22 protein-coding genes and 1 tRNA gene are annotated in these 26,962 nt (G+C 46.6%); 11 read left to right on the forward strand and 12 right to left on the reverse strand.

The window, feature by feature from the left end:
- The first annotated feature begins 313 nt into the window (after positions 1–313).
- From BN35_RS14020 to BN35_RS01020, 6 genes are all read left to right on the forward strand, one after another.
- Complete coding sequence (locus BN35_RS14020; RefSeq protein WP_234396703.1) at positions 314–439, forward strand: DUF6078 family protein; 126 nt, start codon at positions 314–316, stop codon at positions 437–439.
- Between the two features lie 210 nt (positions 440–649).
- Complete coding sequence (locus BN35_RS00995) at positions 650–985, forward strand: hypothetical protein (protein ID WP_145992910.1); 336 nt, start codon at positions 650–652, stop codon at positions 983–985.
- 21 nt (positions 986–1,006) lie between these two features.
- The gene (locus BN35_RS01000; protein ID WP_044071052.1) at positions 1,007–1,618 is read left to right on the forward strand and encodes a hypothetical protein; all 612 of its coding nucleotides are present in this window, start codon (positions 1,007–1,009) and stop codon (positions 1,616–1,618) included.
- A 460-nt stretch (positions 1,619–2,078) separates the two neighbouring features.
- Positions 2,079–2,152: transfer RNA gene (locus BN35_RS01010), tRNA-Thr, on the forward strand.
- A 157-nt stretch (positions 2,153–2,309) separates the two neighbouring features.
- Positions 2,310–2,543: a YecH family metal-binding protein gene (locus BN35_RS01015; RefSeq protein ID WP_008125461.1), complete on the forward strand. Its 234-nt coding sequence runs from the start codon at positions 2,310–2,312 to the stop codon at positions 2,541–2,543.
- 71 nt (positions 2,544–2,614) lie between these two features.
- Complete coding sequence (locus BN35_RS01020; protein ID WP_008125463.1) at positions 2,615–2,911, forward strand: hypothetical protein; 297 nt, start codon at positions 2,615–2,617, stop codon at positions 2,909–2,911.
- A 1,111-nt stretch (positions 2,912–4,022) separates the two neighbouring features.
- Here BN35_RS01020 and BN35_RS01030 read toward each other — a convergent pair.
- Positions 4,023–5,156, reverse strand: a complete 1,134-nt coding sequence (locus BN35_RS01030) for a glycosyltransferase family protein (RefSeq protein ID WP_025072589.1) — start codon at positions 5,154–5,156, stop codon at positions 4,023–4,025.
- Between the two features lie 299 nt (positions 5,157–5,455).
- On the opposite strand from BN35_RS01030, the gene BN35_RS01035 reads away from it, so the two are divergent.
- The gene (locus BN35_RS01035) at positions 5,456–6,379 is read left to right on the forward strand and encodes a DMT family transporter (RefSeq protein WP_025072590.1); all 924 of its coding nucleotides are present in this window, start codon (positions 5,456–5,458) and stop codon (positions 6,377–6,379) included.
- Positions 6,380–6,436: 57 nt separating this feature from the next.
- Here BN35_RS01035 and BN35_RS01040 read toward each other — a convergent pair whose 3' ends face one another.
- The 3 genes from BN35_RS01040 to BN35_RS01050 are packed head-to-tail and all read right to left on the reverse strand — an operon-like array spanning position 6,437 to position 10,909.
- Complete coding sequence (locus BN35_RS01040) at positions 6,437–7,744, reverse strand: DUF1302 family protein (protein ID WP_025072591.1); 1,308 nt, start codon at positions 7,742–7,744, stop codon at positions 6,437–6,439.
- Between the two features lie 2 nt (positions 7,745–7,746).
- Positions 7,747–8,526, reverse strand: coding sequence for an outer membrane lipoprotein-sorting protein (locus BN35_RS01045; RefSeq protein WP_025072592.1), 780 nt, complete (start codon positions 8,524–8,526; stop codon positions 7,747–7,749).
- Between the two features lie 10 nt (positions 8,527–8,536).
- Complete coding sequence (locus tag BN35_RS01050; RefSeq protein WP_028900746.1) at positions 8,537–10,909, reverse strand: efflux RND transporter permease subunit; 2,373 nt, start codon at positions 10,907–10,909, stop codon at positions 8,537–8,539.
- 683 nt (positions 10,910–11,592) lie between these two features.
- Between BN35_RS01050 and BN35_RS01060 the strand changes: the two genes are divergently transcribed.
- Both BN35_RS01060 and BN35_RS01065 read left to right on the forward strand, forming a co-directional pair.
- Complete coding sequence (locus tag BN35_RS01060; RefSeq protein ID WP_025072594.1) at positions 11,593–11,802, forward strand: hypothetical protein; 210 nt, start codon at positions 11,593–11,595, stop codon at positions 11,800–11,802.
- 72 nt (positions 11,803–11,874) lie between these two features.
- Positions 11,875–13,788: a hypothetical protein gene (locus tag BN35_RS01065; RefSeq protein ID WP_028900745.1), complete on the forward strand. Its 1,914-nt coding sequence runs from the start codon at positions 11,875–11,877 to the stop codon at positions 13,786–13,788.
- A gap of 213 nt (positions 13,789–14,001) precedes the next feature.
- Here the strand turns inward: BN35_RS01065 and BN35_RS01070 are convergent, their stop codons facing one another.
- The 7 genes from BN35_RS01070 to BN35_RS01100 form a co-directional block, all read right to left on the reverse strand.
- The gene (locus BN35_RS01070) at positions 14,002–15,735 is read right to left on the reverse strand and encodes an ABC transporter ATP-binding protein (protein ID WP_025072596.1); all 1,734 of its coding nucleotides are present in this window, start codon (positions 15,733–15,735) and stop codon (positions 14,002–14,004) included.
- A complete protein-coding gene (locus BN35_RS01075; protein WP_025072597.1) occupies positions 15,732–17,519 on the reverse strand; it encodes an ABC transporter ATP-binding protein in 1,788 nt (595 codons plus the stop codon). The genes BN35_RS01070 and BN35_RS01075 overlap by 4 nt, the downstream gene beginning before the upstream one ends.
- Before the next feature lie 27 nt (positions 17,520–17,546).
- Complete coding sequence (locus BN35_RS01080) at positions 17,547–18,161, reverse strand: TetR/AcrR family transcriptional regulator (RefSeq protein WP_025072598.1); 615 nt, start codon at positions 18,159–18,161, stop codon at positions 17,547–17,549.
- Positions 18,162–18,778: 617 nt separating this feature from the next.
- Positions 18,779–19,543, reverse strand: a complete 765-nt coding sequence (locus BN35_RS01085; protein ID WP_145992911.1) for a hypothetical protein — start codon at positions 19,541–19,543, stop codon at positions 18,779–18,781.
- 699 nt (positions 19,544–20,242) lie between these two features.
- A complete protein-coding gene (gene nrdG, locus BN35_RS01090; protein WP_025072600.1) occupies positions 20,243–20,743 on the reverse strand; it encodes an anaerobic ribonucleoside-triphosphate reductase activating protein in 501 nt (166 codons plus the stop codon).
- On the reverse strand, positions 20,744–22,951 hold the full coding sequence (locus tag BN35_RS01095; protein WP_028900744.1) for an anaerobic ribonucleoside triphosphate reductase: 2,208 nt from the start codon (positions 22,949–22,951) through the stop codon (positions 20,744–20,746).
- Between the two features lie 563 nt (positions 22,952–23,514).
- The gene (locus BN35_RS01100; RefSeq protein ID WP_025064926.1) at positions 23,515–24,054 is read right to left on the reverse strand and encodes a beta-class carbonic anhydrase; all 540 of its coding nucleotides are present in this window, start codon (positions 24,052–24,054) and stop codon (positions 23,515–23,517) included.
- Positions 24,055–24,488: 434 nt separating this feature from the next.
- Here BN35_RS01100 and BN35_RS12710 point away from each other — a divergent pair, with 434 nt between their 5' ends.
- On the forward strand, positions 24,489–24,881 hold the full coding sequence (locus BN35_RS12710) for a hypothetical protein (RefSeq protein WP_051275162.1): 393 nt from the start codon (positions 24,489–24,491) through the stop codon (positions 24,879–24,881).
- Between the two features lie 195 nt (positions 24,882–25,076).
- Complete coding sequence (locus tag BN35_RS01110; RefSeq protein WP_025072602.1) at positions 25,077–26,141, forward strand: DUF4373 domain-containing protein; 1,065 nt, start codon at positions 25,077–25,079, stop codon at positions 26,139–26,141.
- A 12-nt stretch (positions 26,142–26,153) separates the two neighbouring features.
- Here BN35_RS01110 and BN35_RS01115 read toward each other — a convergent pair whose 3' ends face one another.
- Complete coding sequence (locus BN35_RS01115; RefSeq protein WP_025072603.1) at positions 26,154–26,588, reverse strand: D-Ala-D-Ala carboxypeptidase family metallohydrolase; 435 nt, start codon at positions 26,586–26,588, stop codon at positions 26,154–26,156.
- Positions 26,589–26,962: the final 374 nt, after the last annotated feature.

The raw sequence follows: 26,962 nt of genomic DNA on the forward strand, positions 1-26,962 counted from the left end.
CCTTTTGTTATATTTGTAGTCCAAAACAAAGAAAAATGAATGTACGAGAACGCATCGGCACTTTATGCGCCAGATTGGGAGTTGAGTTTCAATGTCCGCATTGCAGTTCAACGGAAATTATCAAAAGTACGAAGAATAGCATGAACAAAAAAGATGAGAGCAATAAATCGAAAAGGATGACGTTAAATAGTTGATAACCATCAATATGGAGGTCTATGGATAAGTCGGAAATCACATCAATATCCTTGCCGGTATCGGCAAATATAAATAAATGCTTGCAAAGCAACTGTCAGGAAATGAAAGACAAATGACAATGGAATACAAGAGTTTTACATACGACATGGTACCGCCCCTTTTTGCAGTCTGCTTCATCGAAGGCTGTCCGCAGGCGCCCACCTGCCTAAGACATTTTGCAGGAACATTTTATATCATGAAATAGTAGGGCATGCAGCTCCTAAGGTTCTTGGTGCGGATACTGGTAATGCAATTAATAATGAAAATATAATTAGAAAAGAATTAAATAAACCTTTGAGGAGGGAGAATCCTAAACATGTTGAATAAATTATTTTTCCTATTTATATACATTTTTTCGAGTAGTATGCAAATTTCAGCTAACGACTCACTATTAGTAAATTCAAAGTGGACTTTAATGTACACCCTTATTCTACATGGTGATACTATCATACGCAATGGTGAATCATATATTCGTGAAAATACGGAGATTGGAACTGGCAATAACGGAGGTCCTACACTTATTTTTAAGAATAATCATACCCTTATCAAGATAGATCCCATAGGTTCAAAAAAATATTGGATATGGTCACTTGATAAGGATACACTAATCATGCAGAGAAATTATAAGAAAAAAACTTTCAAAGAAAAATATCTGATAAGTTTTGAAAATAAAAAACGAATATTATATTTATCTCCAGTATTTCATCAGAAGACAATATATGTTTTTGGAAAAAGGGATGATGAGTTATAGAAACTAAATAAAAGATTAGTAATGAGATTTTGTGCTATATTGATACTTTCTGTGATTTCAATTCTAAATAGTTTAGAATTGAAATCACAAACTGTTGTAAAAATTTTAAGCAATGGTTGTAAGGTAGAGAGAAGTTTATTTCTAAACGAAAAAAAAATCGGGGTGTATAATAAACGAGGTAGATTGGTTAAATTGTCCGCAGATGAAATCAAATATCAAAAGATATTTTTATATCAATCTTATAGCCTGATTGATTATGGAATAATTCTAAAATATCCCGAGGTCATATATAAAGATGCGTGTATTATTGCTGATATTTTGTCAAGTTATGACCCAAGCGAAATCTTATCGTTTACAAAGCCTATAGGGGAGCGAAAAAAGATTTCTATACAAGATATCAATAAGTATTACACGTATCTTGATGCCAGTGTTGACTATGTAGTTAGTATTAACATTATAGTCAAGGATAGTCTTATTACCCAATATAGTTATACTTACAAGCCCAATATGTCTGACATCATTATTTCATATACATGTGTATTTACTTATGATAAAAATAATCGAATAGTAAAATTAGAAAAAATATATAGACGACACTATGAAACAAAAGAAATTATATATGAAAACAAATAACACATGATTTTTGGTAATGTTCCAAATTGGGACTTGTCAGAATAACTACTTAATAATCAATTTTGTTCTAAATAATTAGGTATAAAGGCAGGAAAAGACTCTCTTCCTGTTGTTATATTTGTACTCCCAAACAAAGAGAAGTGAATATACGATAACGCTTCGGCACTTTGCGCTCCAGATTGGAAGTGAAAAACTCAAGTTTTCAACACCAAACAAGAGTTTTATAAAATGATTGACTAATTTTGCACTTGTTGGTTGACTCTATGCCCGTTGTTAAATGAAATTGCCGTTGAAAAAATATATAATAGAAAATTTGCGGTATTCAAATCCTTTTCTTACCTTTGCATTCGCTAAGAAAATGGGCAAGTCTTTTACGGCCAGCTCCCTTTGAATCCCCCAGGGTGGGAACGCAGCAAGGGTATTAGGTTGTAGCGGCGCGATAAGAGTAGCTTGCCCACCCGCCTCTTTAGCTCAGTTGGCCAGAGCACGTGATTTGTAATCTCGGGGTCGTTGGTTCGAATCCGACAAGAGGCTCGAAAGTTTTTAGATATGAAAGGGTGGCGTCTCTATGGTAGGCGACACCTTTTTGCCTTTTATAGACGGTGTACCGCATGGTATAGATGTTCTCATTAAAAGGTTTATCAAGGTTCAAAACTCATTAACTCACAAAATCATAAACTCAAAACTCACTATGGCACATGGACATGAAGTCCTGCACATGATGGCAGGCAACACATATGAAAGTAAAGAAGCGTTGGTAAAGGCAATTATCAACAAGTTTGGCGAAGCGGAACGTTTTCACACCTGTTCGGCAGAAGGCATGACAGCCGCACAATTAGTTGATTTTCTCGAAGCTCGTGGAAAGTTCATGCCCGCATCCTCCAACCAATTTACGGTAGATGAGACCAAGATTTGCAAGCATTAGGTTGAAACTTATGAACTCATTAGCTTACGAACTTAAAAACTCATTAACTTAAAAACTCACAAACTCACCCCATGATTAAGATTTATGGAATGAAGTCTTGCCCCGATTGTGTGGCAGTAGACCGTCAGGTAGCGGGCGACAGTCGTTACCAAGTAATAGACATTGGCGAACATGTATCGTTGTTAAAACAATTTTTGCATTTGCGCGATACCAATCCCGTTTTTGATGAGGCGAAACGCTGTGGAGCGGCAGGCATTCCATGTTTTGTTTTGGAGGATGGCACTGTTACGCTCCGTCCTGAAGAGGCAGGACTTTCGAGCAATGCGTCAGATGCACCTGCCTGCAACATTGACGGTTCAGGCTGTTAAGTCATCGCTTGCTGGCTCCTTTTGCCATATGTAAGAACAAAAGGAAAGAGGAAGGGAGCACATTTACTGACTCCTTTTGCGCTTACAGCGCGCCAGTTTGTTTATACATCCATACCCAAGGCGTTGCTCTGGGCTGTATTCCTATTGGGGCTTCGCCCCGTCTTCGCCCCGTCTTTGCTCAAATATAAACTCCCAAAAATATTTGTAGCTTCGCTCCGCCCTTGCTCGTAACATCTGCTGCACAATGCCTTTGGCTATGCGCTGTTGCCCCTTCGGGGCGTAACCTGTATGCGGATTGTTTATGATGATTTCGTCTCTCTAATTTGTTGAATACAGGACTCTCTAAATTGTTATAGATAGGACTATGCGCTTGTTTGCAGCTTCGCCCCGTCTTGCTCGTAACATCTGCTACACAATATCTTGGACGATGTTCCTGTTACGGTTTTACACCGCCTTGCTCAAATGTAAACTCCCAAATTATTTGCCGCTTTGCTCCAGCCCTTGTCCATTATCGTCGCTGTTGCACAATGCTTTGACGCAGGTGTTATCTGTAACCGTGTTTATTACATTTCAGCAAGTACGGGCTATTGCATTTTAGCAAAGACGGGCTGAAAGCCCAAAAAGAACTTAGCCCAGAGCAACGCTCTGGGTACAGTTGACCATCTATTTTGCGCTCTGAAAGAGCAAAAGGAAGGAGAAAGAGAGGAGGCTTACTGGCTCCTTTTGCGCTTACAGCGCGCCTGTTAGCTTATGCATCTATACCCAGAGCGTTGCTCTGGGCTATATTCCTATTGGGGCTTCGCCCCGTCTTTGCTCAAATGTAAACTCCCAAATTATTTGCAGCTTCGCCCGTCCTTGCTTGTAACATTTGCTGCACATTATCTTGGACGATGTTCCTGTTACTGCTTCACGCCCCAATTGCTCAAATGTAAACTCCCAAAAATATTTGTAACTTCGCCCCGCCTTTGCTTGTAACATTTGCTGCACATTATCTTGGACGATGTTCCTATTACGGCTTCGCCCCGTCCTTGCTCAAATGTATCCTCCCAAATTATTTGCAGCTTTGCCCGTCTTTGTTCCCCTTGAAAAAGGGCTACATGTGGCGATGCAATTAGGAGTGGGAGAACATTCTGCGTACGGACCAACTGCGATGACCTATATGAAGAGATCTTTCGACTACCGCCTCTAATCGTGACACAATCATCATCTTGGCAGTATTTTCCCACATTCTAAATTCTACGTCTTCAGAATGTTCGTAGGTAAAGTCTATAAGCTGACTGATATCAAACGTTTCGGCTTTGATGCCAGCCCCGTCTAACGAAGCCTCGTGAGCATTACACTCTTGTTCAATGTGGGCAGGAACCATGAGTACGGGTTTGCCCATGTACATGGCTTCGCATACCGACTCAAACCCTCCAGTGGTGGCGTACGCCCTACAATTGGCTAAATAGTGTAAGAATTTGGTGTCATCAATGCGATGAAATGTAAGGGTGTCATCGATTTTGGTTACCTCTTCTGCATCCGCTTTGTCCCAAAAGAAATGAAGTTTTACGTGTGGGTGGGCTTGGTGCCATTGTTTCACCATATCACTGAAGCCAGCATTGATGATGTAGCCCGTGATGAAGTCATTGCGATGACGAGAGATGTCCAGCACCTCTTCACGCAATAGTGGGGGTACTACAGAGAGATGCTGCTTATCACAGTCGGGCATCTTCCGAAACGAAAGCGCCAACTTATGCGCTGCTCCCCAACATGTGGCGCGTGTGAACGCCAGCATGAGCCAGCGAGCAGTAGTGTGGTGATGGGGAAAGCGATACTGGGGATGCATAAACATGTATTGATGTCCAATACATACCTCTGGTACGGAGGGGCGCAAAAACGCATAAGTGAGTCCGGTAAGTATTTCGTAGAAGTTCACCACTAAATCGGCACCGCTCCACTGGATGTGCTGGTAGAGCTGTTGAATGCTCTGAAGATAGTCGGACGATTTCATGAAATTATATGCCATGGAGCGTGTCAGACCGATGTGCTGATTCTTCTTCGAAGGGAGAAAGTTAGGACTCCAAAAGGTGTCCACGGGTGCTTTGGCTCTTTGAAGGAAGAAATCGGGAAGCTGTCTTGATTTACTTTTGCCTACCAATATTTCAATCACTTGATGTCCTTTTTCCTCCAGTGCCTTTTCTAATGCCAAAGCCTGGGTGAGGTGTCCACGACCTTCTCCTTGTACAACGAATATAACTTTCATTTTCTTGATTTTGTTAGTAATCATTAGTTTGCTGGCAAAATTAGTGAGTAGTTGTTTCAAATTCATTGACAAGATATAACAATTCTAAGTCATCTTGTTATTGAGGCGGAGCGTCATCCATCACGTCCATGCCCACAATTTTTGCTCATCATGGAATAGAGCCGTTGGTGAGATGTGTGTGTTTAAGAAAAATATCGTACCTTTACACTCTAATTAAGGATGCGAAACTTGGTTCCACCTTCGCAATGCGTGGGTGGTATGGAAATATGGAGCATCAAAAAAGGAGGAATGAACAAACAATGAGAGGCAACCCACCAACACAGAGTATTTTTCAACGTCCCATTTGGGTTTCACTATTTGCGCTCACAGCCGCCGTGGCATGGGGCTGGGCATATCCGCTCATCAAATTAGGCTTTGCCGAGTTTGGCATCACGCAAGGAATGACGGGTAGCAAGATGGTGTTTGCTGGCATTCGGTTTAGTTTGTCGGGCGTCATCATCTTGCTTATGGCGCAACTCACTGGGCGCGATTTTCATTTGCGATCGGCGAGAGATTCGTGGTACATTCTGCTGTTTGCCCTTCTGAACACCACCTTGCATTATGCGTTTTTCTATTTCGGACTGTCGTATAGTGAGGGTTCGCGAGCCGCTATTCTCAATTCGCTCAGCGTCTTCTCGGTGGTTATCTTTGCCTGTCTTTTCTTTAAGAGCGACCGCATGACGCTGCGCAAACTCACGGGTTGTGTGGTGGGCTTTGCTGGTATTCTGTCGCTTAATTTGGGAAGTGCCGAGAGTGGACACTTCACATGGTTAGGCGACGGCATGATTATTCTCAATGCCCTCTGTGGTGCTGTTACCTCCTTACTTATCCGTGGACTGGGCAAGCGCATCGACGTGTTTGTTGGTACGGGACTGGCGTTGGCCATTGGCGGCTTGCTCTTGGTGGTGCCTGGGCTGTTGTGGAATGGCACACTGCCACGTATCACGCTATTGGGCTGCGTGTACTTGGTGCTGCTCATTGGCATTAGCACGGTGGGTTTTGGCTTGTACAACAAGTTGCTGACCTGCAACCCTGTGGGAAAGGTCGCCATCTATAACTCGCTCATCCCCGTGGTGGGCGCCGTGACCTCCTGTCTCTGTCTCAACGAGACGTTTCATTTCAAGTATTTGGTGGCTGGCTTGTTGGCAGCCGCTGGTATTTATATCATCAATAAGGGAAAATAACAACTTACAATTGTCTGAGTTTTGTCCTGCTTGCTACTCTCAGAGTAGTGGTTATCGTTAAAAGCTGTACTTCAGTTTAACCCACGCCTCACTGTTTTTGCCATACATCTTGAATATTCCTTTGTCGGCATGAAAATAGTCGTATCCGATAGCGATTGCTGTTTGATCGTTGAGGGCATAGGTGGTGGATAGGCGATTGAAGATGCCACCGTTTGTTACATCAACGTAGGCAAAGGTAGAAAGTTTTAGCGTGTTTTGCAGCAGTTCTTTGGCGAGTCGTGCCGTGGCTATCCCTGCATGGCGATAGATAGGCAGTCTTTCAAGATTGCCCGATGTGTATTTGTGGCAATATTGCAGACTTGCATTCCAGTCGTTGCCAGGGTACCAATCAATGCCGATGAGCGCATTGAGTGCATTGCGGCATTCTACTTCGCATCCCATTGCAGCATTTTGCGCTTCATTGATGTATTTGGCTACCTCTGCTCGAATGACGAATTGCCCGATGGGCAACGAACAGTCGGCTCCTAACATCGTCATGCGGTGATAGCGTCCATCGATGTGTAGTGACTTTCCGTCGGTTGTCATTCCCATGCGAAGGGCTGGCAACTTGTTCCATGTGCGCAAGGCACTCACAGAGAAATCCACACCGCTGAGATTGACGGTGATGCGTCCGCCGTATTCCATGTTCTTCAGTCGCTTTTCTGGTTTTCCGCTTTCTAAGTCTATGGAATAGGGGAGGGAGGTGTTCGGCAACCGCATTGCCCACGGATTGCGCAGGTCGGTAGGTATCACAGCGAAGTTAGTCACTGGGTTGCACACTGCTTCTGCTGTAATGACTCCCAAGGTGTATTTGGCACGCAAGCCATTCACAGGCATACGTATGTCATCATAGTCTTGGGCGAGAAATTCGGTATAGTCGATGGGCGACACACAGTCGGTAAGGCGCAGTGCATCTGCCACTCCCCATATCACGATTTGCCGTCCCACACGCAGGTCAAGGTTGCCTTTGGTATATGACAGATACGCCTCGCGCAGTTCTATGCCTGTACGTTCTTTCAGTATTCCGTTGTAAATAGCATTCAGTGAGACAAAGAGAGCAGTCGCTCCTTTTTCGAGTCTCACTTCGCCCCTTGCCCGAGTTCGCGATGCCATCCAGTCAGCATTCCCCGTTGTTCGGAGTGCGTGGTAGGTGTCAAGAAATCCCTTCACCCGAACGCGCAGGGCGTTGTCCTCCGTTTCTTCCTCTTGCACATATTCCGCATCAACGGAATCGGTCTCCACCGCCGAGGTGTCAATCTGGGCTGATGCTTGTGCCGAGAACATCGGCACAAGCAAGAGCATCGTCCATAATCGCAGCATTCTCATGGTCAGAGTCCTTTCTCCAATTTGGAAACGGTGAAGAGGTTGGGCGCAACCTTGATATTGAATCGCTGGTTGTTCATGCGAATGATGGTCTTGTGACCCGTCTGCACATTTTCCATTTGCATGAGGTGCATCGTCCAGAATCCCTGTACTTTTACGATGTTGGAGATAGAGAGTCGGCGGTGTAGTTTGTTCAGTTTGTCGTAGTATTCAGCCTTGACAGCCATCAAACAGTCCTGTCTTATCCATGTTACTCGACGTGTATAGATTTCGTCCTTGTCATTGGGAATCGACTGCACCACCCAGCATCTATGTCCGGCTAAGTTTTCTTCTCGCAGGAGCTGGTGCTTTTCCTCGTCCACATTGCGCATACTCATGTCGTTGTAGGTAAAGTCGCTACCCATGAAGTAGTCGGTCTTCGACGACTTACCGCTAATACGTCTTGTCTTTTTCATGGCAGGCAGATAGAGCCACTTGTCGTCCACCTTGCGTGGATTGTCGTAGTCCCAGGTGAGAAATCCTGTTCCCTTCACATCTCCGGGATAAGTGAAGAACATAATTTTCTTTGTGTCCTTGCCTACGTCCATAGCCCACGATTCGAGTTTTCTGATGCGTTTGTGTCCACTTCGCTGAATGAGCGTCATCTCTACGTTAGCGTAGCGTGTGTCGCCATCAGGTCGGTTCTTTACTTTCTGCATAATATCCCTACCAGACAGTCCTGCTGCCTGTGCGCTGCCAATTGCCAACAGAGCGATGAGCAGCAATGTAAAATTTCTTGTTTTCATTTTTTTTGTTTTAATTGTTATTTTGAGTGTTGTTGATTTTTGCCTTCTCTTGCTTGAAGATGTGGAGATAGTCTATGAGGATAGGAGTGAGGAAGAGGTCAGCCAACAAAGCCGATACCATGCCCGCCACGGCAAGGATGCCCCAGTTGCTCATCTGTGTGGCATCGGAGAAGACGAAGCCCATGAATGTTGCCGAGATGACGACCGTGGACATCACAATGGCAAGTCCTTCGGTGCGGAAGGTGCGGTTGATGGCTTCTGCATAATTGCCGCATCTGTCGTATGCCACATGACTGTGGTTGATGAAATGAATGGTGTCATCGACTGCGATACCCAAGACCATCGGAATGAGCGAGGCGGTCATCATGTCGAGTGGGTAGCCAAGCCATCCCATCATTCCACCTACGATAATGGCGGGGGCTATGTTGGGTATCATCCCTACGAGTCCCACTTTCCAGTTTCCAAAAATCAGAACGAGGATGATGCCGATCACCAATACCGACAGCATCATCGACCACATCTGTCCTCGCTCCACATACTGCTGCATGACGGTGAACTGCGGAATATTCCCTACCACCGAAACGTGTGCATCGGGGAAGAGACGGCGTGCCTCTGCCTGAAGGTCGTTCATTTCCTTTTCCGCTTCGTTGGAGTTGTAGTCTTTCAGTTCTATTTGTAGTCTTAGCCGTTTATAGTTGTAGTCCATCCAGTATTCCGACTCCGTTCCTCCGGCGTTTTCGTACAGCAACAGCAACTGTGCCACCATATCGGCATTGTCGGGAATGGTGTAAAATTGCTGCTTGTTCCCATTGAGTGTGCAATTCATGTCTTTCACAATGTCAGTGATGGAGTTGTGGCGCTTGGTTAGCTTGTAGCTGTCAGCAATTTTTGACAATTGGTCGAGCTTTTGTAGATTTTTTGGTTTCTTGGCATCGTTGTCGTGTGGCAGCGTAATCATCAAATCGTAGGCATACATGGAGCCGAGTTCCGTTTCACAAAGGTTGAGGAATTTGTTGACGTAAGGCACTTTTCTCCCCATCGTCTTCTCAATGTCGAATGCTGGCTCGATGAAGAAGAGTCCGATGCCACAGAAAATTGTCAGCACCACCGACAACGCGACAATGCCCCGATGATGGCGTATTACAAAACTTCCGAATTGCTCAAACCTATTGCCAATATAGCCCTCAAAGCTCTTCGACATATTGACGGTTGGTTTTCTATCCTTGCCAAACGACAACAGAAGGGGAGTGATGAAAAGGCAGGTAATCAATACGGCGAGCAGACTGATGGATGTGTTGAGACCAATTGCCTGCATGGGTACGATTTTCATGGAAAGGAACGTCATCATGGCAGCCACGGTGGTGAGTGCTGAGAGCGATACGCCCCAACCTGTCTCGCCCATCGCATCGATGATGGATTGCCTGCGCCTACCTGTCTCTACGAAGCGCGTCTTAAAGAAGTTGTACAGGTGGATGTTGTAGGCAATGGAGCAGGCAAAGGTGAGAATGACGGCTATCATTGTGGTTGTCATGTCGATGTAGATGCCTGTCCAGCCGATGATGCCAAAGCTGATGAGCAGTCCTAAGACAGAGGTGAGTAATGGCGCTATTACTCCACGTAGCGAACGAGTTACGATGAGCATTACTACAATAGAGATGATGAATGCGAAGAGGAACAGTCGTCCCATTTCACCCTTGAGATAGACCACCTTCTCATAGCTCAGATAAGGCATTCCCGCAGCAGCGGGCGACAGTTCTGCATATTTCTCCTTGCCTATGACATGTCCAGCTTCCCTTCCAGTAATCATGTCGGGAGCCATGTCGCTCGTCTTCTTCCACACACTGTCGGCAGGGAAGGGACGCAGCTTTACCATGATCCATGTCATTGTTCCATCGGTCGATACCATTTTCTTCGCCAGATAGGGTTTGCTGTAAGCCTTGCGCTTGATTTCTTTCAGTCCAGCGGCATCCGATGGAATTTGCTCGGGTACAATCTGCTCTATGGTCATACCTTCTTCCGTACCAGAGGCAAACTCAAGATCGGTGAGCGATGTTACCTTGTCGGCGTACGACAAACTATCTTTCAGTTCGTTGCTCAGCTCACGAATGAGTGTGAGACTGCGTTTGGAAAAGATGTCCTTATTCTTTACCAATACTGCCACATAGTAGTCGTTGCCAAAGATAGACTTGAACTCGTTGGTCTTGAGCAGTATAGGGTCGTCGCTCAAAAAATAGTCGTCGAACGAAGTTCTTATCACGATGCGCTTGGCTCCAACGAGAGAGAACGCGACAAGCAGGGCGAACAGCGCACCCACAATAAGCCGATGGCGCAAAATCCAGTTCGCCAACTGCCTGAAAAGGTTGTTGATTTTTTCGATTTTCATTGTTGTTTTTATTTTGATGATTGATGAATATGATATTCCGGTCTTGGCGAAGCCACAATAATGAACGATGTTCCGATTTGTTCAAAAAAAAAGCGCACCGCTCATTGCCTGAACGGTGCGCCTCGCATGGGATGGCAGCTTCCTGCTGCCTGATATGTCGTTTTCTCCTTGTCATGTCATGATGGTTGTTGATGGCGACAAAGGTAAGGATAAAGACCGGGACGTACAATACCCAATAATGGGTATTTGTGCCGCCCCGTGCGGGCAGATGAAAAAAAACAGGCCGCACGCTTGGACCTATCGGACAATTTTCGTACCTTTGCCCTTGATATATCAACTCCGTGGCTCGCGCCACGTCATAAGCAATGTGGAGCGTGTGTAAAATGCGAAACTTTTTTGATGACAGCGTGATTTTTCCGACAGATTATTTGGCATTCCCAAATAATTTGCTAACACACACATGCGCACAGGCTAACCGCCGGTCAACTCTCTTATTTAGATATTCGCATACGCGCGCGAGGCGCACGCATGGAAACATAGGCAGGACGGGGATTCCACAGGAATTTCCTTCCTGCTTTCTTCATGTCCGCTCGCCAGGCGGACGGCGGCGTAAGCAAGCGTCAGCAATAGACATTTCTCAAGTATAATTATCATTTAAAGAACAATATCAAAAAACGAGCAAAATGAAAAAGAAAAAGTACATTACACCCAATGTTGAAATCATTTCCACGGAAATGCAACAGAACCTGCTCGCCGGCAGCGGAATAAAGAGTTCGATGGACAGTGATGAAAGCGAATGGGAGGTTGTAGACAACAGCGACCCATCACTTTCAGGACGAAGCGCAACAGGGTTGAGCAAGTCCTACAACAGCGACTGGGAAACCGAGAGGTAGGCGGAAGCAGCTTACAGGAAAGCGACAACAAAACAAAAGTATCAAACGACAAAAATAATTAAGAAAGACAAAATGAAAGCAATCAAAGCAATGAGACAGGCAGCGGTGACCGTAACGGCAGCCGTGGCGCTTGCACTGACCGGGTGCACCGGACAGGAAGACTTCATCGACGGCGGCGATACACCAGCACAGGGCGTAACGCTCACCATGACCGCCTCGACTGGCGTGGAGAACCCCGACGGCACGCGCGCCAACCTCACCGAGGGCGACGACAAGAACCCGTGGCTGTGGGAGAACAATGACGCACTACTTGTGGTGAACGCTGACGGCAAAGCCCTCGGTACCCTCACGATCAAGAAAGGCATAGGCGAGGAGAAGGGCGTGTTCGAAGGATCCGTAAACGGGTTGACAGCCGGACAAAAGGTTCGCATATTCTACCTCGGCCCCAACACGAATACATCCCGCATCGTGGACGGCAAGATCATGTTCGACTTCTCTAAGCTCGACGGCAAGCGCGAATCGCTGAAAAGCCTCTGCGCCCTTAACGCAGAAGGAACGGTGAAGATGGACGGCAACAAGGCGAGTATACTGGGCGACGTGACACTCAAGAATGCCTTCGCCGCAGCCCACTTCAGTGTCAAGGGCAAAACCGACCCGCTCCTGGGCGACAAATACAAAGACCTCGTGGTACACGGCGACGTACCCCTGCAAGCCACCGTCGACGCAGCAAGCGGAGAAATTACGAGCACCGTCATGGCGGGAACGGAGAGCAACGTGCGTTCGGGGCTTGTGTTCACGACGACCGCGAGCCCTGATGCACCCTATGACATCTACCTCCCTCTGGTGCCCAACAAGGCAGCGACCGACAAAGCCACGATCTCCTTCGACATCTACACCGACAAGCAAACCTCCAAAAAAATCGTCTCCGCCGGAGCCGTATCAGCGAAGGTAGGCAACAGCGCCGACGCCTTCGTGCGCAAAGCCGATGGCACCCTATCCGTGTTCACCGTGAGCAAGGATGGCAAGAAGGTCAACTTCACCGACGGCAACCTGCAGTACATGATGCCCAAGCAGGTATATTCACTCTCCGTGCGCAAGCACATCAAGCCCAACACCCTCTACCGCAAGGGCAAGGACAAAGCACTATCGCTGACTGCCACGTACAACGTGCTGAAGGGATACTACCGACTCGCCCCCGAGCAGTGGATCATGGTGCCCCCCACCAGCTACGCTGACAACTACTACTTCGGCATCTACACCTGTGTGAAGGACAATAACGACGCATGGAACGTGAGCTGCACCACCAACCCCGTGTTCGACATGTTCTTCTTCGGAAAACCAGAACACCCCACCCTCGTCGACAAGAGTACGGGCAAATACTTCCTGCCCACGGCAAAAACCGAGTACCAGGGCACGGACAATGACTGGACCAACTACGCGAAGCTGGGCGACAGCAAGGACCCATTAGTAACCCCCAGCCTGAGCGATTGGCAGTACCTGTTCGACACTCGCAAATTTCCTGACGACGACACGCCTGCCTTCGCCCTCGCGTTCCTCGACCTCAACGGCAACGGTACCGTGGAGAGAAATGTGGACCAGGCTGGAATCGTGATATTCCCCGATGGAATGACAAAATCGACTGCAAGCTCGCTCTTCACCGCACCGAATGGTTCGACTTTCGGCAAAAGAACCCTCGATACCGACCTGGAGAGCGGCAATAAGGGCAAGATTCTCAGGATGGAAGCCGTCACCAAGAAGGGCTGCCTCTTCTTGCCCTTTCCCGGATGGAACAATGGCTATAATGGTAGCGAGTGCAAGATAGAACAGATAGGCCGCCACTTCAACTACTGGACCTCCACGTCCGACGGTGCTTGGATACCGGGGAACGTGACAATGACCCACTACAACATCACGATCGGCGCGACATTCGGATCGAAAAGCGGAGTCAGCGGCAACGCCGTGCGCTTGATGCGCGTCGTAAAATAACATCGACCCCGGGGGGAACAGCACTTCTGCGAGAAAAGAAGTACTGCCCCCCCGAGGTGCGGTTCGCCATACAGCCCGGCGAGCCTGGCGGACAGACCGTGGAGAGGGTAAAGTAGATTCTCTCAGCTTTATTCCCCAAAAAGGAAAATGATATCTTTAAAGGGTTGATCGCAGCAATGCGGTCAACCCTTTCAAATATTTTGTAGGCTGGTTCTATAAATTAGCTTTGTTTTCCTGTTGCAGTCTTACCATTTGTGCAAAAGTCCCATTGTGTGCCATTAGCTCTTCGGGTGTGCCCTGCTCGCTGACCGTTCCGCCCGAGAGTACTATGATGTGGTCGGCACCTAATACGGTGCGCATACGGTGGGCGATGATAATGACAGTTTTGCCCTGCACCAGTTCAGAGATACCCGCCTGAATCTTTGTCTCGTTCTCGGCATCAAGGCTGGCGGTTGCTTCGTCCAAGAGTATGACAGGAGCATCTTTTAAGAGCGCACGGGCTATGGAGATACGCTGCCGCTCCCCACCCGAAAGGGTTTCCCCATTTTCGCCAATCACTGTATCGTAGCCTTGTGGCATACGACGGATGAAGTCATCGCACTGTGCCAATCGTGCCACATGCCTTACTTCCTCATCGGTGGCATCACGCCTGCCGATGCGTATATTGTCGGCAACGGAGGCATTGAAAAGCATCACGTCTTGAAACACGACGGCATAGTTTTTAAGCAACGTCTCTGGTTCTATGTCAGAGATGTCGTGTCCGCCCAGTGTTATCTTACCGCTATTGATGTCCCAAAAGCGTGCGGCGAGCTTGGCTGCGGTGCTTTTTCCTCCTCCAGATGATCCAACGAGTGCGGTTATCTCGCCTTGTCGGGCAGTGAATGAAACATTGTGAAGCACCTGCTTGTCTGTTTCGTAGGAAAAGCTGACGTTGTGGAACTCAATGTCATAGTTTGAAACTTCCACCTTGGTGTCGCCCGTCTGTATGGGCATTGCCTCCATCTCTTTCATTCGTTTGATGCGTACATCGAGAAAAGTAAGAATAGCAAGGTGATTGCATACTTCAAGAATAGGATTATAAACCATTGCCGAAACAAGGAGGAACGCCAAATAGACGAACACCGACACGTCGCCACGCTGAAGCATCCATGCGCCTACAACGATGACGGTAGGCATGCCCAGTTTAAGCAGTACAGCGGAGATGTTGACAAACACACTTATCAAGAGTTCACCGGCAACAAGTCCTTTTTCCAATGTTTTTAATCGCTGGTCGAACCGCTGGTTATATTCGTCCTCGCCATTGTACGACTTGATTTCCTGCACACACTCCAGTCCTTCTTGTATCTGTTCGCTCACGCCACGCTTGATGTGGTAGATACGTGTAAAAGCCTTGTCCATTCGATTTCGTGAAACCAACAGCACCACCAAGGCAAATGGCACGACCCAAAACACAGCGATGGCTAATCGCCAGTCGTAACAGAACATGCCCGCTGCGATAATGACCATGCTCACCACGGAAGCAAACAGCTGGGGAATGGCGTGCGAGAACGTTGTTTCCAATTGTGTGCAGTCTTCCATAATGGTGGCAGTGAGGTCGGAGAGATTGCGCTCACCAAAGAAGGCGAGAGGCAAGCGGCGCAGTTTCTCGGCTAAGGAGATACGGCGTTGCGCACTCTCATTATATACGGTGGTATAGGTGCTGTCGTATTGCCGACGAATCACGACGAGCATCACGACCATTAACCCTGCTGCCACGAGGAGATAAAACCACAACGTATGAGGGGCATTCATTGGCATATTATCGAGATACTCCATTAAGAAGTAAAACAAATAAGTGGGTGGCAGCATTAGCACAAGGTTGAGCAGTGTCGAAAAGATGATGCCTTGCCGCAAGTCTTTTGCCCCTTTTTCCGTAAGAGCGAAACGGTTTTGAAAATATTTAATCATGACTTTATGACTTTATGACTTTTAATAGATGATAGTTTCCACGAAACGGATTGTTGATATTCATTCCACATACGGTGGTAATACTTTTCCTCACTCAATAGTTCCTTGTGCGTGCCCTGTTCGACTATCTCGCCGTTGTCCACAACTACGATACTATCGGCATCCTGCACAGTGGTTAGTCTATGAGCTATCATTAGCACGGTTTTTCCTTGTGTGAGATGTGCCAGTGCCTTACGGATAAGCTGTTCGTTTTCGGGGTCGGCAAAGGCGGTTGCCTCGTCGAGCACCACGATAGGAGCATCTTTCAGAATGGCACGGGCAAGAACAATTCGCTGCTGCTCACCTCCCGAAAGATATGTACCTTCGGCACCGATAACGGTATCCAATCCCTGTGGTAGCCGGTCGATAATCTCGCGACTTTGTGAGAGGTCGATGGCACGGTTGATCTGCTCGGTCGTTGCATCAGGATTGCCGTAACGTAGGTTTTCGATGAGCGAAGTTTTGAACAGACGGGTGTTCTGGAAGACGAACGACACGTTGCGCATCAGTTCGTCCTTGCGCATATCCCTCACGTCTATGCCTCCTATGGTAACGCTGCCATGACGTACGTCCCAAAAGCGGGGTATCAGTCTTGCTATCGTGGTCTTTCCGCTGCCCGAGGCTCCTACAAGTGCCACCGTCTTTCCTTCAGGAATGATAAGGTTGATATGACTCACTGCATCTTTCTCCGCTCCCTCATATCGGAACGAAACATCGTTGAAACGAATGTCATACGCTTCTGCACGTTTCGGCTCGTCGTGCTGCGAGAGCGGTGCAATATCAGTGAGCTGCTCTAATCGTTCCACAGCCTCGTTTGCCATGAACAGGTCCTGACTGAGATACATGGCTTTCATCACGTTGGAAGCGATGAGCGGTGCAATCACCACATAAAGTATCACGTTGGCGATAATTGTGCTTGTATCTCCACCGAGTCCTATCAGGATAATAGCAGTAGGAACGAGGATGAAGGCAAAGGCATTGATAGCAAGTATGTACAATGACATTGGCGTGTGCCACACAAGCGTACACTTGATGACAAGGTCGCGGTAGCTGATAATGCTATCGTAGAAGCGTTTGAACGAGAAGACCGTCTGTTGGAACACCTTAACCACGGGAATACCTCTGACATATTCCACCGCCTCTGCCCCCATCTTCTCCTGCGCGTCAAGGTAGAGCCTTTGAAATTGGTTGTTCTTCGGGTTCATCATATATCCCATAATGCCTATCGCACCAACGAGAGGTATCATTGCAGCCGCACCCAACTGCCAATCCACAGAGAACAACAGTACGATAACACCTATCGGCGCAACAATGCAACTTGCCACATCGGGCAGCAGGTGCGCCACGAAAGTATGGGTCTGTCCCGAATCCTCATCAATGATTTTACGCATACGCCCCGTGTTTTGTTCATCGAGATAGCCCAATGGTGCACGCATTAGCCGTTGCATCGCTTTGCGCCTCATGTTGGTTTCGATACGGAATGCTGCAAGATGAGAAAGCATCAGTGCCAAAAAGTAGAGCAACACGTTTGCCACCGATATGACAAAAGCCCACAGGGCATAGTCTATAAGGGGTGTGTTTGAGAGGTTGCCCTTGGCGATAAGTAGTGTGCGCACCACGAGCCACAAAAGTATGAATGGGACAAGCGACAGCAGTCCGTTGACTGCCGACAGTGCTACGGAGCATGGCAGCAAGTATTTGCGCCCTCCCATGTAAGCTCCTAAACGTTTGAGAGTTTTCATCATATATTATTGTCTTTTAAAATTTAGTCCTTATGGTTTCAGTAATGCTTTCCAACCAGCCATGCTAAAGTCCATGTACTGCTCCATGGCAACTTTGATATCCTCGTCGCTGTAATCTTCGTGTTCTACAATCTCGCAGAAAACGGTTATCCATGTAGAGCAATTGATGTGAACCAAGAATGGCGAAATGTTGGCGTTGAGATGTGGATAGCGTTCTTTCATCAGTCTCAGGTATTCCATGCCCACCTTCATCTGTCTGTCCACCATCTTGTCTTTATATCCTTGTAGCGACGTACCCTCCGAGTTGAATAGGAGCAGTCGAAGCTCTGGGCGGAAGTCTTTGATGATGGCGAGCATGGCAAAGATGTAATCTATTTGGTGTTGCCGCATGTTGAACACGTCTATGGACAGGAACTTTTCATCATTGTGCGACAGGATGTGTTTGTTCAACGCCTTGGTGAGAGGCCGCAGCACCTCGCAAAACAGTTCGTCCTTGCTGCTAAAGTAATTGTATAGGTTTCCTACAGCGACACCTGACTTGCGAGCCACTGTGCGGATGGAGGTGCAGCGTACGCCATGTTCGATAAATTCTGCACGGGCGGTAGCGATGATGCGCTGCCGAATGTCATCTTTCAGAGTTTGCATGATGAGGGTAAAGGGTTAATAGTGAACGATGTTCTATTTTGTTCATAAAAAAAACGCACTGTTCTTTTCTTGAACAGTGCGCTTCAATAGTCGAGGGGTGTATATCCATATATATAATATGGTACTTTCGTTTTATCATATTCTTTTATTTATTTGCTGCAAAGGTACGAGGTGTGCACAAGTTTTGCAATACCTAAAAGTAAGTATTTTGCGGTGATCGGCTGGTATATGTTAGAAAGGTCAATCTGCAGTATCAGGTTTTCTTCACCGTTCCTGCATTTATCTTGTCACTTTCTTTCCACCTATTATATATATACCCTTTGGCAAACGCTGGAGGCACGGCTCTTTCATTTAAAAGGTCGTTTGTTGTCAAAAACTATCATGTTCTTTAGTATCAACAACGAATAGAATGCGAATTTGAAGAAAACACTCATTATGTTCATGTCGGCAGATTTGTTTCATTCGCAGAACGCTTGCGTTCATCGTCTTGTTTAGTTGATTCGCTTTCTATGTTTAGCGGACAGTAATAGAAAAATTAGGAGATACGAAAGACCAATAAAAAGAGAATGGGCATCTCTGAATTAAGAAACGCCCATTCTATATGTGTAAATGAACTTCTATCTATACAAGTCCATCATGCAGGCTTCTATATATCTTCCCAAATAATTAAATTCAGGCTTTGTCAGCAGATCTGCACTTTTATTACATTTGGCCGTTTTCTCATCGAATATAGATTTTTTGTAGACTTCATGACGCATGTCTTTAAGAAGATAATCGTACGAATCTTTGAAAAGTTTGATGCTTGTCATCAAGTTTTTGCTGAGCGTCGATTCTTTAGCACGTATATCTACTACATTGAAAACATATTTTGGGTATGAGAAGGCCAATTCTCTATCATAATTTAGAGGATCGTCAAAAAACTTGTTTTCTGCAGGACTGATTGCTAATATTCCATCTACATAAACTTGACTGAACTCATCCTGAGCTTTGACGAATTTGTATATAGAATCGTTTTCCAAGCTATCCTTGGAAATAATTCTTGTGCAGTTTAAGGTTACCTCAAAGTATTTGTCAGGAGCAATCTTGATATCGTATGACAAAACTATAGATTTGCCATCCTCTGATTCTTCACTTGAAATGTCATTGATAGAACCCTTAATATTGGTAAAGATGCATAGACTGTCTTGCAATTGTTTAAGGCTGTCCTCACGATTTTTCAACGCTTCTTTTTTAGCAATGTCGTTTGGATAGTCATACTGTTTATCATTGTATGACTTCAACAACTCGACCATAGGGTTTGACTCTTTTGGCTTATGCTGCTGGGGCATCTTGCAAGATACTAGTAAGAGTATTGCAACAAGTAGGAATAGGTAATGTTTCATACGCCTTAGATGATTGATTATGTTTGCAAAGTTAATAAATAACATCCAATAATTAAAGGGTATTGAGAAAAAAGGCTTCCTCTCGGCACGGCTCTTTCATTTAGAAATGGTATATTTTGTTGTTGTAAACAACGTAGAAGAAATCAACAACGAAATAAACAGAAAACACGAAAATGTGCGAGTGATATGAAGAAACCAAAGAACGTAGACGTTCTGACGAAAACAGCGAAAAGAAATGCGTTGTGATTTTTCTCCGTTTTTTGTCAAAAGTGAAATACTGCAACCATGTTTTTCGTTATTTTAGACAGAACGGGACGTTCTTTCGTGAAATGGCTTTTGCGGCAATGTTTTTTAGATTCTTTCGTGTTTTTCGTTGTTAAAAGATGAGATATCATGCTGCATTTTCATTGGTACGCATGATGTTATATTCATTTAATCGGTAAATTTGAGGGCGAAGTTAGTAAAGGATGAAAGATTTATGGCAGCAAAGGTTATCGTTAAATGAAAGAGCCTTGTCTTTGGCATAATTTTTCTTGCCAAAAAGTTTGTATTATCAATGATTATTCGTATCTTTGTAATGTCAGTTCCCACCAAGCCTCTCAACGATGCTCAAATGCGTGGGGCTTTTTTGTATATATACGTTTTACTCTCAACATACGCTAATGGAAAGGTATGCGCCCGCCGTTTTTGTTATCGTGTCTACATGTCATTTCCTTGCTCCCACAGCACCACCCTGCCTTGCTGAAGCGATAGTGGCACGTTGATAAGGCGTTGGTTGGAGCTGCCACGAAAGAGCAGGTCAGGGTCTTTGAGCTTTTCCACAAACGGACCGTCTACCAACACGTCTACCAGTTCAAGCAGTTGGCGTTGTTGCGGATTCTTGATGAGTGCTTCGAAGGTAAAGCCCGTGTAGCACCAGATGTTTTTGTTGGTGCGTGTCTTTATCTCGTGTGCTAATTCTGCAAATCCTTCTGCTTGAAACATGGGGTCACCTCCCGAAAAGGTGACGTTGGCAAAGGGGTCGGCTTCTATCACACGCATGATGTCTTCTACTTGCATCCACTGTCCGTTGTGGATGTCCCATGTCTGTGGGTTGTGACAACCCGGGCAGGCGTTAGGGCATCCCGCACAGTAGACGGTGGTGCGAAAGCCCGGTCCGTCTACCGTGGTGTCTTCGAGAATGGATAGGATGGATAGCATCTACTCGTGCGTCACTCTGTCGTTGAGCTCTGCTAACTTGCCAGCGTTCCAGCGGTCGGTAGTACCTACGAGGTAGCCTGTGATGCGTTGCAGACGGTCGATGTGATGACTGCCGCACTTAGGACAGGTGTCGAGGTGTGCGTCAGCGTTCTCGTATCCGCAGTCCATGCATCGGTTGCGGTTGTGGTTCACGCTGCCGTAGCCCATGTTGTAGCGATCCATCATGTCTACCACGTTCATGATGACTTGTGGGTTGTGAGTGGCGTCTCCGTCTATCTCCACGTAGAAGATGTGACCACCACGTGTCAGGTCGTGGTAGGGAGCTTCTACCTCAGCCTTGTGGCGTGCGCTGCACTTGTAGTACACGGGCACATGATTAGAGTTGGTGTAATAGTCACGGTCGGTGATGCCTGGCAGTGCGCCAAACTCCTTGCGGTCCTTCTTGGTGAACTTTCCAGCCAGTCCTTCGGCAGGTGTGGCGAGGATGCTGTAGTTGTGTTGATACTGCTCGCAGAAGTCTTTGGAGCGGTCGCGCATGTAGGTCACGATTTTGATGCCCAACGCCTGTGCCTCTTCCGACTCTCCATGGTGTTTTCCTACGAGTGCCACGAGACATTCTGCCAATCCGATGAACCCAATGCCCAAGGTGCCTTGGTTGATGACGCTCTCTATGGTGTCGTTTGGTTCCAGCTGTTCGCAGCCACCCCACAGTTTTGACATCAGCAAGGGGAACTGCTTGGCGAAGGCTGTCTTTTGGAACTGAAAACGGTCGTCGAGTTGCTTGGCGGTGATTTCCAACATGTCATCGAGCTTGGCAAAGAACTTGGCGATGCGTTGCTCTTTGTCTTTGATGTCCATGCACTCAATAGCGAGCCGCACGATGTTGATGGTGGAGAACGATAGGTTGCCCCTGCCCACGCAGGTTTTCATGCCGTATCTGTTTTCAAACACGCGTGTGCGGCATCCCATGGTAGCCATTTCGTACATATATCGCTTGGGGTCGTCGGCACGCCACAGCTCATGTTGGTTGAAGGTGGCATCAAGGTTCAGGAAGTTGGGGAAGAATCTCCGTGCCGTCACCTTGCACGCCAGACAGTACAGGTCGTAGTTGCGGTCATTGGGCAGATAGCTCACGCCCCGTTTCTTCTTCCAAATCTGTATGGGGAAGATGGCAGTCTCGCCGTTGCCCACGCCTTGGTAGGTGCTGTTGAGCAGTTCGCGTATCACGCAACGCCCTTCGGCAGAGGTGTCCGTACCGTAGTTGATGGACGAGAACACTACTTGGTTTCCTCCACGTGAGTGGATGGTGTTCATGTTGTGGATGAAGGCTTCCATCGACTGGTGAACGCGCGCCACGGTGCGGTTGATGGCATGTTGCTTGATGCGTGCATCGCCTTTCAGTCCATTGAGTGGGCGGTCGATGTAGTCGTCTATCTCAGCTTGGTACAGGTGTTCGAAGTTGTCACCATAGAGATTTTCCAGATTTTTCACCTCTTCTATATACGAGGAGCGCACGAAGGGGGCGAGATAGAAGTCGAAGGCAGGGATGGCTTGTCCGCCGTGCATCTCGTTTTGTGCGCACTCCAAGGAGATGCACGCCAACACGGCGGCTGTCTCGATGCGCTTGGCTGGTCTGGAAGAGCCGTGTCCAGCGGTGAACCCATGTTGCAGGATGTTATCCAATGGGTGTTGGCAGCAGGTGAGCGACTTGGTGGGGTAGTAGTCTTTGTCGTGTACGTGTAGCAGGTTGTGTGCCACTGCCTCGCGACTTTGCTCTGACAGCAGATAGTCGTCTACGAAGGGTTTGGTGGTTTCCGAGGCGAACTTCATCATCATGCCTGCTGGTGTGTCAGCGTTCATGTTGGCGTTCTCACGTGTCACGTCGTTGTTTTTGATGTTCACGATGTCTAAGAACACGTCGCGTGTCTTTGCCTTGCGTGCAATGCTGCGCTGGTTGCGATAGGCGATGTACTTCTGTGCCACGTCTTTGCGGGCACTCTTCATGAGTTCCATTTCTACAGCGTCTTGGATGTCCTCTACCGACATTTGCGGTTTTCCGTGCACCGAGATGTGGTCGGTGATTTGCTGTATGAGTCGTTCGTCTTCACCTTTTTCGGTGTGTAGCATGGCTTTTCGGATGGCAGCCATGATTTTTTGGTCGTTGAAGCCTACTATGCGTCCGTCGCGCTTCACTATGGTTTGAATCATGTTTGAGTTTTTGAGTTGATGAGTTGATGAGTTGATGAGTTTTTTAGTTCTTTAGTTGACGAGTTAACGAGTTGACAAGGTTTTTTCTAAGCTTTCTAGGGATTACTAGGTTCTCTAGGATTTATAGGTTCTCTAGGTTTTCCTAGGTTTTCTAGGACTTCCTAGTTTTTCCTAGTATTCCTAGTTTTTCCTAGGATTTCTACTTTCTAATTTTCAAGAAGGCTCTTTTTTGAAAACCTTGTGCTTGCTTGCTATCTCGTTGATTTCTTTGCAAAGATAATAATTATTTCATTGAAAAATCATTTTGGAAAACTTTTTGCGAGTTAATAAAAGTTAACTATCAAATAATCAATGAGTTATAAAAAGTTTTGGAAAACTTTTATTTTATTTCCGTTATCTTTGTTTCTTCTTTTGTTTATCTTGGATAAGATAATTATGCGTCTTGTTATCCAATAATGACAACAAAAGCGTGCCACCACTTGTCCCTCCGATACCAAAACAAGGGTGACATCGGCAGTCCACAAGCAGTGGCACGCTTATATATTGTTAAGCAGTTTTGCTTGTCACACCACTTCGGTGAGTTCTCCTGTCAGCGAATCTATCATGAATCCCCTCACGACAAAGTTGCGTGGCATGAGCGGATGTTGCTTGATAGCCTCGACCATGCGTTGCACATCCGCTTCGATGTCGTCGAAGCCGTGGAGGAACTCGTCGAGGTTGACAAACTGTGCTGCTTGTTCTAAGGCTTCGTCTGTCACCCCTTTTTCTCTCATGAGGTCTTCGAAATGGTGCGCCTCCATGTGGCACAGTCCACAATCGGAGTGATGCACCACCATGATTTCCTCGCATCCTAATTCGTACACCGCCACCAAGAGCGACCGCATCACCGAGTCGTAGTGCGAAATCATGGTGCCGCCTGCCACCTTGATAATCTTGGCATCGCCGTTTTTCAATCCCATTGACTTGGGCAAGAGTTCGGTGAGACGGGTGTCCATGCAGGTGAGCACTGCCAACTTCCGATTGGGCTGCCCAGATGTGATATACTCTTCGTATCGCTTTTCTGCCACGAACTGTTTGTTAAATGTTAAAATGTCGTCTATCATATTGCTTTCTTTACGAGCTGCCTCCTTAGTATCTTAAATAAGGTGGTGGGGGAGCAGTTTTCTGTTGATATGGAGACAAATTTAACGGTTTTTCTGAAATAAACAAAGTTCATGCGCGCAAAAAAAGAGAAATATGTTTGCATCAATTTTTGAGATCATCAAACAAAAGTGAATTTCTTCACACTCTTTCACTATACCTTGGAAATATCAGTTCAAAAAGAAAACAGTGTGCGATTGATAACTTCTTGAAATAGGGCGCATTGTGCTTTGTGTTTCAAAGTTCTGCATGAAGTTTGTGGGCGAAGTAGCTGATGAGGGTAGACTTTGCACATTATTTAAGGTTTAACGGACTTAATCTCTGTAAATGGAACTGATGTTGCCTTTTTGCTTTGTATCTTTGCGTTAGTTTAATTCGAAATAAAAATAATCAGACCATGGAAATTACACAGAAAGAGGCAAAGGATGCCATGAAAAACACGTTTTGTAGGTTGATGCTGTTACCCGCAGCTGGCGAGGTGCGATGGTTGGGTACTGTGTCAGATTTGGTAGAGCTAGTACACATGATGTGGTACGACGGCTTAACGATCGATGAACACGGACAGGTGCTCAACTTCTCCACCTCGGTCAACCGACTTTGTGAGCGTTTGGGACTGCGTGCACCGCGCAAGCCCAACACCGTGATGAACAACATCAGAAACCGCAAGAACTACGATCGCATGCTCATTGTGCGTTGTCAGCACCTCATGGAGCAGGGCGAAGAGCCGTTGGCAAGATTCATCAAGGAAGAAAAAAGCCTCTCCTCCGCCCCCTCCCCAAGTGGGGAATAGCCTTCCCCGCCCCCTCCCGAAAGGGAAGGGGAGTGATTCGCTGAACTATCAACTCGTGCACTTGTCACCTCGTGAACTTGTGAACTCGTGCACTTGTCAACTAAAAATCTCGTCACCTTGTGAACTTGTGAACTCGTGCACTCGTCAACTAAAGAACTTATAAACTCACAAACTAACAAACTAAAAAACTCATCCATGAAAGCATATATCAAATTAGAATTACATTTTTTTGAAAACCCTAAGTTTATCACACTTCGCGAAAAAGAAGGCTGCGCTGGCGAGGGCTGCGTGCTCGAGCTGATACGCTATCTGCGCGTTTGTCCCGAAGGTATGGGATGCCAAGCGGCTTTGAGAAATATTGCGCGAACCTGTAAGAAGTCGAAAAACTATTTGCTGCATATCATCAACGACTATGAAGTTTTTACCACCGTGGACAACGAATATTTTTATTGTCCATATCTGGAAAAAACATTACAAAATATCAAGAATAATAACAAGTCAACAGTGGAGAATGGTGACACTTCCAACGAACAACCGTTGGAGAACCGTGAGAGAACCGTTCAATTTACCCCCTCGCAAGTGGTTGATAATCAGCACCCCTCCCTATATATCAATAATATCAATAATATCAATGATATCAATAATATCAAAAATATCAATCATCCGACGACGATGCGCGCAAGAGACGACGCCGACGACGAGAAGAATAAAAATCATATCGCTCAGCCCACGCCACAACAAACCGCTGCCCCCATGCCTCCCTCGCCACCAAAACAAGCTGCCGCCGCACCAAAGCAGCCAGTCTCGCCACCAGAGCAAGCGGTCTCGGCATCGAATGTTTCGCCACGCCCTGCCGCACCACCGTCTGCTGCCGATTGTCAACATGAGTTAAGGCGACTAAATGCATGTAATAAGTCCGTTAAAGCAATGACTTTGAACGCTTATCCACATGCTTCAACCTCCCACGAAGTAGCCGAAAAGAAGGCGAAGTTGCAAAAATGTGAGCAAGATATTTTGAACCATTTGTACGGAGATGCCGCTTTCATGATGAGCTTGCAGAGTCTCACGGGACTTTGTGTGTATCGCAGTGCCAAGACCCGATATTACTGTTTGCAGTGGTTTCGTATGATTCGGCATTCGCAGGGGAAACCCATTGTGGATGAGGAGGATGCGAAGAGGCACCTTCTGGCATTGCTCCAGAAGGGCCGAAAGACGCGCAACGATTTTCATCGTTGGCACAACGATCAGTTGCAGCCTTAGCTGCGAGCGATGTTAAGCACGCAGATGTCGTAGTGCCATGTGTCGATTTTGCGCCTTGTTGGGCTTGCAACTCACGTGTAGCCAGATGACACCAAACTTGCTGTGCTCGAAGAGCAATTGGTCGAAGTTGCAGTGTGTCAGGATGAAATCGAAGTAAGCCTGCCCCTGTTGCTCACTCTTCAGACGGATGTCGGCAGCCTGTCCATACATATGTTGCGAGTTGCCCACACCGTGGAGCAGCTGGTTGAGGAGCGGACAGCGATAGCCACTGTTGATGAAAATGGGACCAAACTCCTTGCGCAAAGGTTCTAAGACCTCTTGGCAGAGGATGCGCAGGTTTCGCATCGTGGCACCGTAGGGCATGTTGTTGATGTGATACTTGTCGGCGGTTGCCGAGTTTACGAGTTCGTGGAGCGAGAAATGCTTGCTCAGTTGTTGTGTTTTCATGGTTTCTTTGAGTTATTAATATCAACTCAAAGGTAGTGTTTTCCTGATAGCTGAGAGAACGAAATCAATAGGCTTCGCAGATGAAAAGCGGCAGCAGACGTGTACACCGTTCTTGGAGAAACACGGCTCTTTCATTTAAGGACATTGTTGTTTAACAACGAATGAAACCAATAAAACAAATCAACGAAATAAGACGATGAACGCAAGCGTTCTGCGAATGAAACAAATCTTTCTACATCAACATGTTGTGTGTCTCTGCTAAATTCGTTTCATTCGAAGAACGCCAGCGTTCATTGATTCCAGCAATCGGATTTGTTTCTTTTGTTCAATTTGTTGTTAAAACAAAAGAACATGATAGTTTTTGACAATAAACG

The sequence above is a fragment of the Hoylesella timonensis 4401737 = DSM 22865 = JCM 15640 genome (genome assembly GCF_000455445.1).
Taxonomy (GTDB): Bacteria; Bacteroidota; Bacteroidia; order Bacteroidales; family Bacteroidaceae; genus Prevotella; species Prevotella timonensis.